We start from the raw sequence: 15,809 nt of genomic DNA, 5'->3' as shown, positions 1-15,809 counted from the left end.
GCCGGCGGCATGGCAATCAACGAGGTGGTCGAGTATGAGCGCAGAAGCATGGGAACCGGTCCAACGGGTCCGGACCTACGAACAGGTGATGTCCCAGATCGAGGACAGGATCCTGGACGGCAGACTCAAGGCTGGGGACAAGCTGCCCAGCGAACGGGACCTCTCGGCACTTCTTGGAGTTTCCCGGCCATCGCTCCGGGAATCACTCAGGGTCCTGGAGGCCTTGGGCATCGTGGATATCCGTCCCGGCGGGGGCGCCGAGGGCGGGGCAGTGCTGGTCGGCGAGCCGGGATCCGGATTCGTCAACCTGCTCAAGCTCCAACTCGCACTGGGTCAATTCGACCAGAACGAGGTACTCGAAACGCGGATCGCACTGGAAACCTGGTGCTGTGAGGAAGCCGCGGCGCGGGCCAGCGAAGAGGACCACCACGAACTGGGACTGATCCTGGATGCGATGGATGACCCCGACATTTCAACCGCAGAGTTCAACCGACTGGACGCCGCATTCCACGTCCGGATTGCCGAATCAACAGGCAACACGCTTTCCTCCCACTTGATGGGCTCGCTTCGGACCGCAATCAACCGCCAGATGATCGAGGCCTACGCGCGGCTGGAGGACTGGAAGAAAACCGCCACAGTCGTTCGCAGCGAACACCGCCACATTCTCGATTCCATCCGGCGGGGGGACGCGAATGAGTCCAGGCGCGCTGTGGGGGATCACATCCGCAGCTTTTACAACATTGGAAACATCGAGGGACTGAACCACCCGCACTGACGCCGGCTGACGGCGTCGCCGGGTGCAGGACCCTCGCCACCCGGGACAGGGGGAAAAATCCCCCGTCCCATATCGAAGGAGATAGGGACGCTGATGAGCACGCTCACGCAAACACAGACCCACCAGGCTGAACATGGTTCACCGGACAAGCTCAAGGTCGCAATCGGAAGTGCCGTCGGCACGACGATCGAAAACTACGACTTTCTCGCCTACGGCACGGCCGCCGCGCTTTATTTCGGCACCGCATTCTTTCCCGGCCAAGACCCCGTCGCTGCCACCCTGCTGGCATTCGCCACCCTCGCCGTGGGCTTTGCCATGCGGCCGCTGGGCGGACTGATCGGCGGCTACCTCGGCGACAAGTACGGCCGCAAACCAGTCCTGGTCGGCGCGCTGCTGGTGATGGGTGCCGCGACCTTCCTGATCGGCGTCCTGCCCACCTATCAGCAGGTGGGCGTCCTGGCACCGATCCTGCTCGTCGCGATCCGCATCATCCAGGGCCTGGCCTTCGGCGCCGAATGGGGCGGCGCCATCATGATGACCTTTGAGCATGCTCCGTGGCGACAGCGCGGCCGCTACACCGGCATCCCGCAGGCCGGTGTCCCGCTTGGCCTGCTGCTGGCCAACCTCGTCTTCCTTGCCACCACCGGCTGGAACAACGAATGGTCCTGGCGCGTGCCGTTCCTCGCCAGCTCCGTCCTGATCATTGCCGGCATCATCATCCGAATGAAGGTCAGCGAATCCCCCGAGTTCGAGGAAACGAAAGCCAAAGGCGAACTCGTCAAGAATCCGCTCCTGACCGTCATCAAGAATGACTGGCGCACGATTCTGCGGGTCATCGGTCTTCGGCTGGCAGAATCCGGTGGCTTCTACGTCATCGTCACGTACCTGCTGTCCTACATCGTCGCCAACAAGCTCGTCGACCGCCAGACGGGCCTGACCGGCCTGGTGCTCGCCGCAGCACTGGGCGTGGTGACCACAATCCTCTGGGGCCGGCTTACGGACACGATTGGACGCCGCAAGCTCTACATCATCGGCACTGCCGGCATTATTCTCTTCGGCTTCCCGATGTTCCTCATGGTCAACACCGGCGTCCCGTTCCTAGTTATCCTCGTGTATATCATCGGGTTGCCGATCCTCCACGACATGCTCGCGGGTTCCCAGGGCGCCTGGTTCTCCGAGCTGTTCCCCGCCAACACCAGGACCTCCGGGGCATCCATTGGATACCAGTTCTCGGCCGCCATCTCCGGCTTCATCCCCCTCATCGCAGCAGCCACGGCAGCCGCCTGGGGCTGGAGCGGCGTGGCAATCGTCTACATGGCATGCGGAGCCATCGGACTCATCGCGGCCCTGGTCACCCGGGAAACCTGGGGAAAGCGCGAACGCGCCGCCGTCGACCAGCTCATCGCAGCCGGCAAGTAAGCCCGGCACCCCCGCTGCACGCACCAACAGCTGTGCCCGGGACCATTGGTCCCGGGCACAGTTGTTTTCCTGGTGTTTTTCCTAGAGCCTGTCCTTGTCGATGCCCCGCGGCCGCCACACCACCAGCGCCTGCGACCTCGCCTGCGGGCGCTTGCCACGGGCCAGGCTGACGACGTCGCCGGCAGTTCCGGCGGCGAAGATCCGCGAATCGGCGGCCTGACGACGCTGGCCCAGCTCCTGCGTCAGTTCGCTGACCCGGCGCTGCAGGGCGGCCACCTGGTTCTCCAACTGCAGGATCCGCTTGATGCCTTCCAGCGAAACCCCCTCCTGGGAGAGCCGCTGGACCTCGCGGAGCATGTTCACATCCCGCTGCGAGTAGCGCCTCGACTTGCCCGGGGCGCGGCTGGGCGAGACGATGCCCATCCGGTCGTACTGGCGAAGCGTCTGCGGGTGCATGTCCGCCAGTTCCGCGGCAACGGAGATGACGAAGATCGGCTGATCGAAGTCAATGGCCATGGCTGGATCCCGTTCCTAGAGCCGGGCCTTGGCTGCCAGGCCCGTGCGGACGTCCTCATCGGCGGTCGCAGCGGCGAAGGCCTTCACGGCCTCCTCAGCTTGCTTGTTCAGCTTCCGCGGAACAGCGACGTCGATTGTCACCAGCAGATCGCCGGTGGCTTTGGCGTGCTTGACGCCGCGGCCCTTGACGCGCAGCGTGCGGCCCGAGGGCGTCCCTGCGGGAACCCTGACCTTGACTTTGTCGCCGTCGATCGTCGGAACCTCGATATCCGCCCCCAGCGCCGCCTCCGGGAAGGTGACCGGGACGTGGATCCGGAGGTTGTCGCCGTCGCGGACGTAGAACTCGTGGGGCTTCACCGAGACGGTGACCATGAGGTCGCCGTTGCCGGCGGCGGCGTACTGTCCCTTGCCGCGGACGCGGACCTTTTGTCCGTCCTTGATCCCTGCCGGGATACGGACGTCGATGACCTCGCCGTCCGGTTCGCGCAGGCCGATCGTGGTGCCGCGGATTGACCCGGCAAACGAGATCGAGGTGGACGCGGTGCGGTCCGCGCCCTTCTGCGGAGCCCGCTGGAAGGACTGGCCCCCGCCGCCGAATCCGCCGCCGCCGAAGAGATCTGCGAACTCGGGCGGAATGCCGCCGGCCGTGCTGTAACTGCCGGAATGGCGCCCACCGCCGCCGGTGAAGAGCCCGCCGAAGAGGTCCTCGAAGCCAGCTCCGCCGGTGGCCCCGCCGCTTCCGCCGGGGGCGAAGCGTGCGCCGCCCCCCATGGCCCGGATGGCATCGTACTGCTGGCGCTCATCGGGATCCGAGAGCACAGAATAGGCCTCGGAGATGTCCTTGAACTTCTTCTCCGATGCAACATCCCCCGCGTTGGTGTCCGGGTGGTGCTGCCGGGCAAGCTTGCGGTAGGCCTTCTTGATGTCGGCGTCGGAAGCGTCCTTGGCGACACCAAGGATCTTGTAAAAGTCCTTGTCCACCCAGTCCTGGCTAGCCAATGGCGTTTCCTTTCAAAAGTTCAAACAGTTAAGGCGAGATTACCGCTGAACGCCGTAGCGGATGAGGGGGCCCGGGAGTGGCATCGGGCCTGCCGGAGCGTGGAGGCAAAGTCCGTCAGGACTTTGCCTCCACGCGTAGGGGCGGGGCCCCCTCATCCGCGAAGGCGTGGGCGCAACCCTACGCCGGAACCGCCACGATCACCTGGGCCGCGCGGAGGACGCGTTCGCCGGACTTGTAGCCCGAGCGCAGCACCTGGCTGACGGTGTCGATTTCGATGTCCGTGCCGGGCTGCTGGATGAGGGCCTCGTGGATGGTCGGATCGAACTCCACGCCGGTCTCATCGATGCGGACCAGTCCGTACGTCTTCAGCGCAGCCTCCAGCTTGGCGGCGATCGCGGCGAAAGGGCCGTCCGCGAGGTCGCCATGCTGGCGGGCGGCGTCGACGTCGTCCAGCACCGGGAGAAGGGAGTTCAGGACGCCGATCACGGCCATTTCCCCTGCCACGGCGCGGTCGCGTTCGACGCGCTTGCGGTAGTTGACGTACTCGGCCTGCAGCCGGCGGAGGTCATTCCTGAGCTCCTCCGCCGCGGCCGCGTCAACGCCCTGCGCCACCGACTCCTCGGCGGGCACCTCGACACTGTTGAGGATGTCCTCGGCTTGCGACAGGGCATCCCCGGAACGGGAGTCCTCAGCACCGGAGTCCGCGGCGGCGGCGTGCTCCTGGCCGGGGTGGCGGGCCTGGCCGGTCTTCGGATCAACCTTGCGGTGATCGTGGATCACCGGCTTCTGCGGCTCGTTCTCCTGCTGTTCAGCGTGGCGCCGGTCCTCGGAAGAACCGTGCTCTTCTTCGTTACCGTGGTGCGGCATGATTACTTCTTCTCGTCTTCGTCAACGATTTCGGCGTCGACGATGTCCTCGTCAGAGCCGGCCGCATGCTCGCCTGCGGGGGCACCCTGCGCACCGGCGTGGCCGTCGGGGGAACCGGTGTGGCCGTCGGGGGAACCGGCCTGGGCGTAGATGGCTTCGCCGAGCTTGCCCTGGGAAGCCTGCAGCTTCTCAAACGCGGTCTTCACGGCGGCGTCATCGGTGCCCTCGAGGGCCTTCTTGAGGGCGTCGACGTCGGCCTTGACCTCGGTCTTGACCTCTTCGGGCAGCTTGTCGGCGTTGTCGGCGATCAGCTTGTCCACGGAGTAGGCGAGCTGCTCGGCCGTGTTGCGGGTGTCGGTTGCCTCGCGGCGGGCCTTGTCCTCGGCTGCGTGCTCTTCGGCGTCGTGGACCATGCGGTCGATGTCTTCCTTGGACAGCGCGGTGCCGCCGGTGATGGTCATGGACTGTTCCTTGCCGGTGCCCTTGTCCTTCGCCGAAACGTGCACGATGCCGTTGGCGTCGATGTCGAAGGTGACCTCGACCTGCGGAACGCCGCGGGGAGCCGGAGCGATGCCGGTCAGCTCGAACGTGCCCAGCGGCTTGTTGTCGCGGGTGAACTCACGCTCGCCCTGGAAGACCTGGATGGCCACGGACGGCTGGTTGTCATCCGCCGTGGTGAAGGTCTCGCTCCGCTTGGTGGGGATGGCGGTGTTGCGCTCGATCAGGTGCGTCATGATGCCGCCCTTGGTTTCGATGCCAAGGGACAACGGGGTGACGTCGATCAGCAGCACGTCCTTGCGCTCACCCTTGAGGACGCCGGCCTGCAGGGCTGCGCCGACGGCGACTACCTCATCGGGGTTGACGCCCTTGTTCGGCTCCTTGCCTCCGGCCAATTCCTTGACGAGGTCGTAGACGGCCGGCATGCGGGTGGAACCGCCGACTAGCACGATGTGGTCGATCTCGGAGAGCTTGATGCCGGCTTCCTTGATGACGTCCTGGAACGGCTTCTTGGTGCGGTCCAGCAGGTCCTTGGTGAGGTCCTGGAACTTGGCGCGGGTCAGCTGCTCGTCCAGGTGAACCGGGCCGTCCGGGGTGACGGAGAGGTACTGGAGGGAAACGTTGGTGCTCGAGGAGGAGGAGAGTTCCTTCTTGGCCTGCTCCGCTGCTTCGCGGAGACGCTGCAGGGCAATCTTGTCCTTCGTGAGGTCGATGCCCTTGACCTTGAGCTGGTTCAGCAGGTATTCCACGACACGCTGGTCCCAGTCGTCGCCGCCGAGGTGGTTGTCACCGGCGGTGGCGCGGACCTGGATGGTGGAGAAGTTGTCCTCGTCCTTGCCGACCTCAAGAAGGGAGACGTCGAACGTTCCGCCGCCGAGGTCGAAGACCAGGATGAGCTCATCTTCCTTGCCCTTGTCCAGGCCGTAGGCCAGGGCGGCCGCCGTGGGCTCGTTGACGATGCGCAGGACGTTCAGGCCGGCGATTTCTCCGGCCTCCTTGGTAGCCTGGCGCTGGGCGTCGTTGAAGTAGGCCGGCACGGTGACGACGGCGTCGGTGACCTTTTCGCCGAGGTAGGACTCGGCGTCGTTCTTGAGCTTCATGAGGATACGGGCGGAAATTTCCTGCGCCGTATACTTCTTGTCGTCAATGGCGACCGACCAGTCAGTGCCCATGTGGCGCTTGACGGACGCGATGGTGCGGTCAATGTTGTTGACGGCCTGGCGCTTGGCGATCTCGCCGACCAGGACCTCGCCGGATTTGGAGAAGGCAACAACCGACGGCGTGGTGCGGCCACCCTCGGCGTTGGCAATGACGGTGGGCTCGCCACCTTCGAGAACGGAGACGACGGAGTTAGTGGTTCCGAGGTCAATACCTACTGCACGTGACATGGATTGCTTCCTTACTTTCCTTGGAATCTTGCGGAGATGGCCGCGGACCACAATGCTTCTAACCGCAAAGGATCCGACCGTTATTGAGCGATCTACACTCAACTTTACGCAGACGCGTTCATAAGTCAATTCAAAGTTGAGCGACATCGACTCAACTTTGCTCCGCGTCCGGCCCGCGGCCGCTCATCGCCGCCTAGATTCCAGCCCCTCCGGCACTTCCCGGGCAGTGTTTCGCCCTGCGCGAACCTGTGCACGAACCGCCCGTGCACTGACCACCCGCGCACAGGCCGCGCCGCAGACCAGCCGGCGTCAGCGCCGGCTGGTTCCGCCAGCTTCCTTCGCTCTAGTTGTCGCCCCGAGCGGCGTCGTCGTCGGCAGACTCTCCCGCGGCCGGCCGGCCGGGGCGCTCGGGATGGGACGTTCCGGCGGTCCCGTAGTCACCTTCGGGATACTCCCCCTCCTCGGCGATGCCGGCGGGCTCACCGGCGACCCCGCCCTCGCCGTAGTCGCCCTCGGCATAGTCGCCTTCCACCTCGCCGACGACGGCCGCTCCGGCCACGCCGGCGCTGCCGTAGTCCCCGGTCGCGTACTCCCCCTCGACGGCCGTGGGCGGGACTTCGCCTTCCGTGCCGGCGGAGCCGTAGTCGCCCTCGGCGTACTGCCCCTCTGGCGCGGCGGCCTCCGCTTCACCCTCAATGGGACCCGCATTGGCGTTTTGGGACGCCGCCTTTCCGGACACGTTCTCTTCAGACATGTTCTCTTCAGGCCTGCTATCTTCAGGCCTGTTCTCTTCAGACATGGATGGATCCTTCCTGGACGCATCGGGCGCGCCCGTGCGGGCGCATGGGCAGTCTATCGAGCGCCACCGCGGGGCAACAGGGGATCCTGGTTCACACGGCAGCGCCGGCCGCCGGCAGTCCGGCGACGTCCGCCAGCACAGCAAGGTGGTGAGCAAAGAGCTCCTCCCGGGCAGTGAAAGTGTCCGGGCCGTACTGGCCAAAGACTTCGAAGCTGACGGCGCCGAAGAGTGAGGTCCAGGCCAGGGTGCCGCGGGCCAGGAGGTCATCCGGCACCGCCAGGCCGAACTCCGCCCGAATTTTCGCCAGGTCCCCGGCCAGCCCGGCGGCCACGGCAGGACTCCGCCGACCGGTCGCGGCAAGCCGCCCGGCCCGGAAGGCGCCGTCGAGGATTCCAATGAGGGCAATAATCACCCTGGTGCCGGGACCGGTGGTCCGCTCGGCGGGGGCCCGGTAACCGGGCACTGGACTGCCGAAGAGCAGGGCGTAACGGGAGGGTTCGCGCAGCGCCCACTCCCGCACCGCGCGGCCCAGCGCCGCAAAGCGGCCGTCGAAATCGGCTTCCGGCACCGCGCCGACGGCGGCATCCACCTCATCGCCAAGCTCGTTGTACGCATCAATCAGGAGAAGGGTCAGCAGCTCCTCCCGGTTCTCCACGTAGCGGTAGACCGCCGAGGAGACGACGCCGAGATCGCGGGCCACGGCCCGGAGGGACAGCGCGGCAGCGCCGTGCAGCGCCAGGTGTTCCCGGCCCAGCCGGACAATATCGGCGACGGTCTGGGCCCGGGCACGCTCGCGCGGGGTGCGGGGCCGGGAAGCCGCGGCCGCCGAAAGAGCATCAACGTCAGCTTCGATCCCGGCTTCAATCCTGTCTTCTGGCATGAGACCAGCTTTTCACAAACAAGAGCACTGTCAACAAATGCGAGCACCGCTCTTGACTTGCCGCATCCCGACGGCGCATCCTGAATGAGAGAGCACTGCTCTCATTACTTCAAAGGAGATTGAAATGTCCGAACCTGTTGCCTCCGGACGCCCATCGTCCAGGCTTTATGTCGTCACAGGTGCCGGCCCGGTGGGCTGGACCGTCGCGGAACAACTGGCTGCGGCGGGCCACCGCGTGCGCGTCCTGACGAGGTCCGGCAGCGGGCCCGCCCACCCTTTGGTCGAACGACTGTCGATCGATGTTTCGGAGCCCTCCCGGCTCGGCGAGGCCTTCCACGGCGCCACGGCGGTTTTCCACTGCATCCACGGCTCGCGGTACAACGCCGACGTGTGGGCCAGGGAACTGCCGGCCGCCGAGCAGAACGTCCTCGCCGCGGCGGGCGCGGCGGACGCCGTCGTGGTCTTTCCGGAAAGCCTGTACTCCTACAGTGCACCGGAACGGCCGATGACCGAGGAGGGCCCGCGGGAAGCGCAGGGCGGCAAGCGCGGCGTCCGGACGGCACTTCTGAAGGCCCGCGCGGCATCCACAACGGACACAGTGAGCGTGGTGGCGAGCGATTTCTTTGGCCCCAGGGTCCGTAATTCGCACGCCGGCGAGCGCATGGTCCGTCCCGTCACGGCCGGACGGCGGATGCAGGTGATCGGCCGGGCAGACCAGCCGCATTCCTTCACGTACGTTCCGGACCTCGCGGCCGCCATGATTGCTGCGGCGGACAGGCCGCAGGTGTGGAACCGGATGTGGCATGCACCCACCGGGCCTGCCCTGACCCAACGCGAGATTGCGGGGGCATTCGCCAAGGCGGCCGGCGCCCGGGCGCCGCGTGTCACGGCGGTACCCGGCTGGGCGCTGCGGGCGATGGGTATGTTTTCCCCCGACATGCGGGAACTGGCCGAGACGCTGTACCAGTTCCAGCGACCGTTCGTGATGGAGTCCGCCGCAAGCCAGACCGCCCTGGGGCTGACGCCGACCCCGCTGCACGAAGCAGCCGCCGCCACCGTGGCCTGGTGGGGGGACGGTGGACGGTGACTGGGGGACAGTGACGGCGGCTGCGGCATTCGGTTCCGCCTAGCGGACTCCGGCGTCCTCGTTTTCCGTCGGCCGGGAGGACGCCCGCCGGGAGGACAGCGCGTCGCGGCCCGCGGCATCGTTCCCGGGCCGGCCTAGCCTGCCGGGCCACCAGAGCCGCGGGCCGATGTCGTAGGCCAGCGCGGGCACCAGCAGGGAGCGGACCAGCACCGTGTCCAGCAGGACGCCAAACGCGACGATGAAAGCGAGCTGCACCAGGAACATGATCGGAATAACGCCCAGGGCCGCGAAGGTGGCCGCGAGGACCACCCCGGCCGAGGTGATCACCCCGCCTGTCACGCTGAGGCCGCGCAGGATGCCGGGCCGGGTGCCGTGCTTGAGGGACTCCTCCCGGACCCGGCTCATCAGGAAGATGTTGTAGTCAACGCCCAGCGCCACGAGGAAGACAAAGCCGAACAGAGGCACCGTTGCATCCGCCCCCGGGAAGCCGAAGACGTTGTTGAACACGAAGGCTGAGACGCCCATCGCCGCTGCGTAGGACAGGACCACGGAGACGACCAGCAGGACCGGCGCGAGCACCGATCGCAGCAGCAGCATGAGGATCACCAGAATCACGCCCAGAACCACCGGGATGATGGTGACGAGGTCACGCTGGGCCGTGGTGTTCGTGTCCAGGGCGGTCGCCGTCACACCACCGACCAACACGCCGCCGTCAATCTTCTTCAGTTCCTGGCGGAGCGACACCACGGCGTTTTCGGCTTCGGTGGAGTCCGCGGCGTAGTTCAGCGTCGCGTTGATAAGAACCTTCCCGTCCCGGGCCGCCGGTGCCGTGGGAGCACTGGGGTTGGCCGCGGCGCCGGTCATGATGGGGACGCCGCCATCGGCCAGCAGATAGGCGTCCCCGACGCCGTTGCTCGCCTGGACCCGATCCAGCACCTCTTGGGCCTTTGCCTGGTCGGCCACGATCACCGCCGGGCTGCCGGACCCGGCGTCGAAGTGCCGGCCCAGGGCATCTTGTCCGTCGACGGCGTTGGAGGCGGTGAGGATGACGTCAGTCTGGGCCACGCCGTTGGCCTTGAGCTGCAGGATGCCGGCACCGGCCACAAGGAGCAGCAGCACCGAGGCAACCCAGACCGTGCGCGGCCGGCGGGCAACCAGCGAACCGGTGGCCCGCCACAGTCCCTTCTGGCCTTCCAGCCCGGTAACCAGTTCCGGTTCCCGCTGGGTTTCCGGCAGCAGCTTGGGCCGGAACGGCCAGAACGCCGCCCTGCCCAGCAGCGCCATCAGGGCCGGCAGCAGGGTCAGTGCCGCGAACAGCGCGCAGAGAATGCCCGCCGCCGCCACGGGGCCGAGCGCCTTGTTGGAGTTGAGGTCGGAGAAGAGCAGGCAGAGCAGTGCGATGATCACGGTGGCGCCGGAGGCCAGGATCGGCTCCCAGGCCGCCTTCCACGCGGTGAGGGCGGCGGCCGTCCGGTCGGTGGTGTGGGTCAGGGCTTCGCGGAACCGTGCCACATAGAGCAGGGCATAGTCGGTGGCCGCGCCGATCACCAGGATGGACAGGATGCCCTGGCTTTGGCCGTTCAGCTGGATCCAGCCGGCCTTGGCCATGCCGAACACCAGCAGGATCGCGGCGCACAGCGCGAACACGGACGTGAACAGCACCATGACAGGCAGCAGCAGGGAACGGTAGACGATCAGCAGGATCAGGAACACGGCTCCGAGGGCGACCAGCAGCAGGATGCCGTCAATTCCCGCAAAGGCACTCACCAGGTCTGCCGTAAGCCCGGCCGGTCCGGTAACGAAGGTCTGCATTCCTGCCGGCGCGGACCCCTGAACCTCGTTGCGCAGTTCCTTGACCACCGTCTTCACTTCCGCCGAGGAAGGAATGGGCACCACGAACTGGACCGCCTTGGCGTCCCCGGAGGGGATGGGGCCGATCACCGTACTCCCGGCCTGGAGGGCCTCCAGTCTGTCCTTGAGTGCCGCGGCCTCGCGGAGCTGGGCCGGAGTGAAGGCGGAGTCGCTCTCGACCACGATCACGGCGGGAATTTCCTTGGAGTCCCGGAACTTGGCCTGCCAGTCCGCGGCCCCGGTGGCCTCCGCCCCGGCGGGAAGGAATGATGCCTGATCGTTGGATGACACCTCGCTCAAGCGGCCGAATGTCGGGCCACCGACGCCGGCGATCGCCAGCCAGGCCACGAGCACTGCGGGAACCAGCCACCGCAACCAGAACGGGACGCGCGTGGTGGGCGAAGTCGTTTTCATGTGTCCTTCTGGGGGCGCTTCGGAGTGATGCCAGGAACAACTCCATAGTAGACTATCTCCATCATAGAGATAAGGCGATGGTGCGAAGTGCCGGAGGAGAATTGAAGGACACCCGGCGTCAGGCCGCTGCAGTGGACCTGAAGTAAACTCCCAAAGAGGCCGTCGGCAGCGCCGACCCGCCGGGGCCAGGCCGCCACGGCCACATCAAGGGATGAAGGAGGTCCGCCGTGTCAGCCGAATCCCAAGTCCCAACCGAAAAGGCAGGCCCATCCGCAAATGCGGGCCCGGCCGAAGGCGCAGGCCCGTCCGAAGCGGCCGGGCCGCCGCCCCTGGTCCGGCTCCTGCAGGAATTCACCCTCGAAGCCAACCGCTATGTGGACTCCGCCGGCGGCCGCAATGACATGCACCGAACGGATCTCAACGCCCTCGCCGTGATCATGCGGCACACGGCGAGGGACCAGATTGTCACTCCGGGAGTGCTCCGGAAAGAGCTGAACCTCAGCTCCCCTGCCACCACCGCACTGATCGATCGGCTCCACAGTTCCGGCCACGTGGTCCGCGAGCGCGAGGGCGCGGACCGTCGCCAGGTGCAGCTGCGCATGACCCCCAAGGCCTTCCGCGACGGCGGCGCCATGTTCCTCCCACTGGCCCGCCACATGGGCGCGGCGATGGAAAGCTTCACGCCGGAGGAACTGGAGATTGTTACCCGGTTCATGAACTCAATGATCGATGCCACCGTTCGGGCCGGCGAAGAAGCCGCCCGCGGCCCCGCGCCGGAGCACCGCCCCGGCTGATGCGCAGCGCGCGCCGTCACAGGCGCGCAGCTGCCTTGGGCGGGCGAGGAAGCGCCGCTTCGGGCGCCGGGCTCCGGCCGAAGTGCCTGCCGACGCCGACGGCGGCCGCTGCCAGCGCCAGCGGGACCGCGAGCGCCCAGCCACTAAAGAGCAGGACGGCCACCATGACGGCCGCCGCCACGATCACGCCGTACCAGGCGACGGTCCGCGGCTGCAGCAGCCGGATGCCGGCAGCCAGGCCAAACGCGGTGACGGCCGTGAAGCACGCCGAGGCGGCCCCGATCTGGAACTGCATGTCGGTGAGTCCGGCAATGGCCGCGGCGAACGACAGCAGCGTCAGGACGGCCAGGGTTGCCAGGCTTCCGACGGGCACCTGTCCCCGCCCGGCGCCGCGGGCAAGGGCGGGCGGCAGCACGCCGTCGGACGCCAGGGAGGCCCCGAGCCGGCTGGCGCCGGCAACGAAGGTGTTGATGGGGCCGAAAGTCAGCACGGCGGCGGCGACGGCGGTGAGCGGGGCCGCCAGTGAGCCCAACCCCTTCTCCAGCAACGCCGCGACGGGCACGGCCGTTGCCGGCAGCTCCGGGCCGAGGACCGCCACCGAGGCGGCGACAACGCCGATGTAGACCGCGCCCACCACAATCAGGGTGAGCCACGTGGCCCGCCGGAGATCGCGCCCGGGATTCCGGAACTCCCCGGCCAGGTGGGAGACCGCTTCCCAGCCGGCGAAGCAGAAGAACAGCAGGCTGGCGGCGCCGCCGACCGCCCAGTAGCCGTGCGGGGCAAAGGGCTGGAAATTTTCCGCCTTGGCCTGGGGCGCTGCGAGCACGACGGCGAGCGCGAGCAGTGCCACCAGCAGGACCATGAGCGCGAGCTGCATGCGACTGGAAACCCTGATGCCGACGGCGTTGCTCGCGAAGGCGGCCAGCAGGATCACCGCCGCCGCGAGGACCGCGGTTTCCCGGCCTCCACCGACGGCGTGGGCGATGTAATTGCCGCCGATCACGGCCGTTGCCGGGGCGCCGAAGGGGATAGAAAAGTAGAAGAGGTACCCGGCCACCACCGAAGCGCGGCGCCCAAAGGCACGCTTGACGAAGTGGGCGATCCCTCCGGCGTCGGGCTGCTGGCGGCTCATTTCGGCGAAGCTGAAGGCGACAGGAATGCAGAACACCAGCAGCACGGCCCATGCCAGGAGCGATGCCGGGCCGGCCTCCTTGGCTGCGATGGCGGGAAGCACCAGGACGCCCGAGCCCAGAATCGCCCCCACATAGATTCCGGTGGCCCGGAACAGGCCCAGTCCGTTGCCGTCACTATTGTTGTTGATTTCCACTCCTCCATTCATCCGCAGAATCTCCGGCGCCGGAAGCGGCAAAACTGACGGCCAGCCGCAAAAAACTGCCTTCCCGCGCGCGGCGACCGAAAAGGCGAGCACCCTGGGAGGGTCTGCACTTTTCCGACCGCAGGAGGGTAGCGTTCCATTATGAGTGCGCAGCAGCCTGACGACGTGTACACGCACGGCCACCACGAGTCGGTGGTCCGTGCCCATGCCTCCCGCACGGCGGAAAACTCGGCGGCGTTCGTGATCCCGCATCTCACGCCGGGGGTGTCCGTCCTCGACGTCGGCTGCGGGCCGGGCAGCATCACGTGCGACTTCGCCGAACTGGTGGCTCCGGGCAGGGTCACAGGCCTGGACCGCTCCCCCGACATCGTCGCCCAGGCCGGGACCCTCGCCGTCGAGCGAGGCGTGGACAATGTCGACTTTGCCACCGGCAACATCTACGACCTCGACTTTCCGGAGGAGTCGTTCGACGTTGTCCACGCCCATCAGGTCCTCCAGCACCTCACGGACCCTGTCGCGGCCCTGCGGGAGATGCGCCGGGCGGCCAAGGCCGGCGGGATTGTGGCGGTGCGCGACGCCGATTTCCACGGCATGAGCTGGTACCCGGCCATCCCCGAGCTCGACGACTGGATGGAGTTGTACCAGCGGATCGCCCGCCGCAACGGCGCCGAGCCTGACGCCGGCCGCCGGCTCGTGTCCTGGGCGCAGGCCGCGGGGTTCACGGACGTGGCGCCGTCCAGCAGCAACTGGCTCTACGCCACCGGGCATGAGCGGCGCTGGCAGGCCCGGGTGTGGGGCGAACGGGTGCTGCACTCCTCCTTTGCCGACCAGGCGCTCGAGTACGGCTTCGCCAGCGAGGCGGACTTGGCCCGGATTTCCGCGGGCTGGCACCGGTGGGGCTCCACCGACGACGGCTGGTTCCTGATTCCCAACGGCGAGGTCATCGCCCGGGCCTGAGGCGCAGGCCTTTTCCACATAGGCGTGTCTGGCTCTGGGGCCGCAGACGTCCGCTCTCTAGCATCAAAGAATGATCATCCAAGCAGGTTATGACTTCCAGGATCTCGCCCGCCCGTATATCGTCCAGGGCGGCAAGCTCATGCCAAAGCTGGTGCTGATATGTGTGGACGAGGAAATGCGTTTGGACACCGTCGAGGTCATGGCCGAAGATTTTGCTGGTTCCCTGACCCCTTTCCACGATGCTGTCCTAGCGGCGCTGAATCCGGAATTCACCAAGTACTTTGCGATCGCCCACCCTGGCAGATTCAGCGAATACGACTTCTCGGAACCAATCATGGACGAGGCAGGCGCATTGGAATCGAAGGCAGCGGAACGGGGCATGCAGCTGATCGGCCACTTCGCCATCGACGAAACGGGCTATATGTCTGCCCGCGCGCTCTCCTATTTTGACCAATATCCGAATCACGATGACCTTCCCAGGACCATGGTCCACTGGGCTCATTCGAAGCTGGGCAAATGCGGCTAAACGCGTTTGCACTCACAGCGCCGGCACAGCACCGCCTAAGTGCTGCCATACCTGCCGCGCTGAGGCTGGGTACAGGCCGAAAACTCGGCCGGCCCGGCATCCGGGCCCCAGCAAAGGAGTAACACCATGGCAAGAATCAACAAGACCACCGCGGGCATCATGCTCGCTGCGGTGATCGGCGGTGGCGCCATCGGCGCGTCGGCCATCCCCGCGATGGCTGCCGATTCCACCGGCAGCTCGTCCTCGACCCAGGCCACCGATGGCTACGGCACCGGCGGCCAGCGGGGCCCGCACCAGGCCAACGGGAAGACGGAGGAGGTCCTCACCGGCGACACCGCCACGAAGGTCGAGGCGGCGGTAAAGGCCGCCCAGCCGGACGCGACGATCGAAAGGATGGAGACCGACGCCGACGGCGCCACCTACGAAGCCCACATCACGAAGGCGGACGGCACGCGCGCCACCGTCCTGCTGGATGCGAACTTCACCGTGACCGCAACCCAGGAAGGTCAGGGCGGCCATGGCGGCCCTGGCGGCGCAGCCATGGACGGCTACACGTCCATCGGCTAACCCTTAGCGGGCCTTGGGCGCGCCCCGGGGCACGCCCAAGGCCTGCGATCCCGGCCGCACAGCTGGCATCCGGGGGCGTTTACCAGCGAGTTACCGTCAGCCATTCCCTGTTTCGGGGTCTGCGGATAGGGTGCA

General features: G+C 66.9%; 15 protein-coding genes. 7 read left to right on the top strand and 8 right to left on the bottom strand.

Annotated elements, in window-relative coordinates; all coding sequences use genetic code 11:
- Positions 1-34: 34 nt before the first annotated feature.
- Both BLS42_RS09510 and BLS42_RS09505 read left to right on the top strand, forming a co-directional pair.
- Positions 35-775, top strand: a complete 741-nt coding sequence (locus tag BLS42_RS09510) for a FadR/GntR family transcriptional regulator (protein ID WP_090580029.1) — start codon at positions 35-37, stop codon at positions 773-775.
- A gap of 93 nt (positions 776-868) precedes the next feature.
- Positions 869-2,194: an MFS transporter gene (locus BLS42_RS09505; protein WP_090580026.1), complete on the top strand. Its 1,326-nt coding sequence runs from the start codon at positions 869-871 to the stop codon at positions 2,192-2,194.
- An 81-nt stretch (positions 2,195-2,275) separates the two neighbouring features.
- On the opposite strand, the gene BLS42_RS09500 is transcribed toward BLS42_RS09505, so the two are convergent.
- From BLS42_RS09500 to BLS42_RS09475, 6 genes are all read right to left on the bottom strand, one after another.
- Complete coding sequence (locus tag BLS42_RS09500) at positions 2,276-2,710, bottom strand: heat shock protein transcriptional repressor HspR (RefSeq protein WP_090580023.1); 435 nt, start codon at positions 2,708-2,710, stop codon at positions 2,276-2,278.
- 15 nt (positions 2,711-2,725) lie between these two features.
- Positions 2,726-3,709 (bottom strand): DnaJ C-terminal domain-containing protein, encoded by a 984-nt coding sequence (locus tag BLS42_RS09495; protein WP_176803318.1) that lies wholly within the window; start codon positions 3,707-3,709, stop codon positions 2,726-2,728.
- Positions 3,710-3,887: 178 nt separating this feature from the next.
- The gene (locus tag BLS42_RS09490; RefSeq protein WP_090580020.1) at positions 3,888-4,577 is read right to left on the bottom strand and encodes a nucleotide exchange factor GrpE; all 690 of its coding nucleotides are present in this window, start codon (positions 4,575-4,577) and stop codon (positions 3,888-3,890) included.
- Between the two features lie 2 nt (positions 4,578-4,579).
- Positions 4,580-6,463, bottom strand: coding sequence for a molecular chaperone DnaK (gene dnaK, locus BLS42_RS09485; protein WP_090580017.1), 1,884 nt, complete (start codon positions 6,461-6,463; stop codon positions 4,580-4,582).
- Between the two features lie 343 nt (positions 6,464-6,806).
- Positions 6,807-7,217 carry a hypothetical protein gene (locus BLS42_RS09480; RefSeq protein WP_090580014.1) on the bottom strand — a complete coding sequence of 137 codons (411 nt, stop codon included), beginning with the start codon at positions 7,215-7,217 and terminating at the stop codon, positions 6,807-6,809.
- Positions 7,218-7,353: 136 nt separating this feature from the next.
- Complete coding sequence (locus BLS42_RS09475; protein ID WP_090580011.1) at positions 7,354-8,142, bottom strand: TetR/AcrR family transcriptional regulator; 789 nt, start codon at positions 8,140-8,142, stop codon at positions 7,354-7,356.
- A gap of 124 nt (positions 8,143-8,266) precedes the next feature.
- On the opposite strand from BLS42_RS09475, the gene BLS42_RS09470 reads away from it, so the two are divergent.
- Complete coding sequence (locus BLS42_RS09470) at positions 8,267-9,229, top strand: NAD-dependent epimerase/dehydratase family protein (RefSeq protein WP_090580008.1); 963 nt, start codon at positions 8,267-8,269, stop codon at positions 9,227-9,229.
- 39 nt (positions 9,230-9,268) lie between these two features.
- Here BLS42_RS09470 and BLS42_RS09465 read toward each other — a convergent pair whose 3' ends face one another.
- A complete protein-coding gene (locus tag BLS42_RS09465; RefSeq protein ID WP_090580005.1) occupies positions 9,269-11,494 on the bottom strand; it encodes an MMPL family transporter in 2,226 nt (741 codons plus the stop codon).
- Between the two features lie 227 nt (positions 11,495-11,721).
- Here BLS42_RS09465 and BLS42_RS09460 point away from each other — a divergent pair, with 227 nt between their 5' ends.
- Entirely contained in the window at positions 11,722-12,288 is a 567-nt protein-coding gene (locus BLS42_RS09460; protein ID WP_090580002.1) for a MarR family winged helix-turn-helix transcriptional regulator, read from the top strand.
- Positions 12,289-12,304: 16 nt separating this feature from the next.
- On the opposite strand, the gene BLS42_RS09455 is transcribed toward BLS42_RS09460, so the two are convergent.
- A complete protein-coding gene (locus BLS42_RS09455) occupies positions 12,305-13,627 on the bottom strand; it encodes an APC family permease (RefSeq protein ID WP_090579999.1) in 1,323 nt (440 codons plus the stop codon).
- A gap of 138 nt (positions 13,628-13,765) precedes the next feature.
- Between BLS42_RS09455 and BLS42_RS09450 the strand changes: the two genes are divergently transcribed.
- The 3 genes from BLS42_RS09450 to BLS42_RS09440 all read left to right on the top strand — a co-directional run bounded on the left by BLS42_RS09450 (position 13,766) and on the right by BLS42_RS09440 (position 15,674).
- A complete protein-coding gene (locus BLS42_RS09450; RefSeq protein WP_090579994.1) occupies positions 13,766-14,581 on the top strand; it encodes a methyltransferase domain-containing protein in 816 nt (271 codons plus the stop codon).
- Between the two features lie 70 nt (positions 14,582-14,651).
- Entirely contained in the window at positions 14,652-15,107 is a 456-nt protein-coding gene (locus BLS42_RS09445) for a hypothetical protein (protein WP_090579991.1), read from the top strand.
- A gap of 126 nt (positions 15,108-15,233) precedes the next feature.
- The gene (locus BLS42_RS09440; protein WP_090579988.1) at positions 15,234-15,674 is read left to right on the top strand and encodes a hypothetical protein; all 441 of its coding nucleotides are present in this window, start codon (positions 15,234-15,236) and stop codon (positions 15,672-15,674) included.
- Positions 15,675-15,809: the final 135 nt, after the last annotated feature.

The sequence above is a fragment of the Arthrobacter sp. ov407 genome (genome assembly GCF_900102895.1).
Classification (GTDB): domain Bacteria; phylum Actinomycetota; class Actinomycetes; order Actinomycetales; family Micrococcaceae; genus Arthrobacter.
The sequence above is the reverse complement of the archived record's forward strand: the minus strand, read 5'-3'. Positions and strand labels throughout refer to the sequence as shown.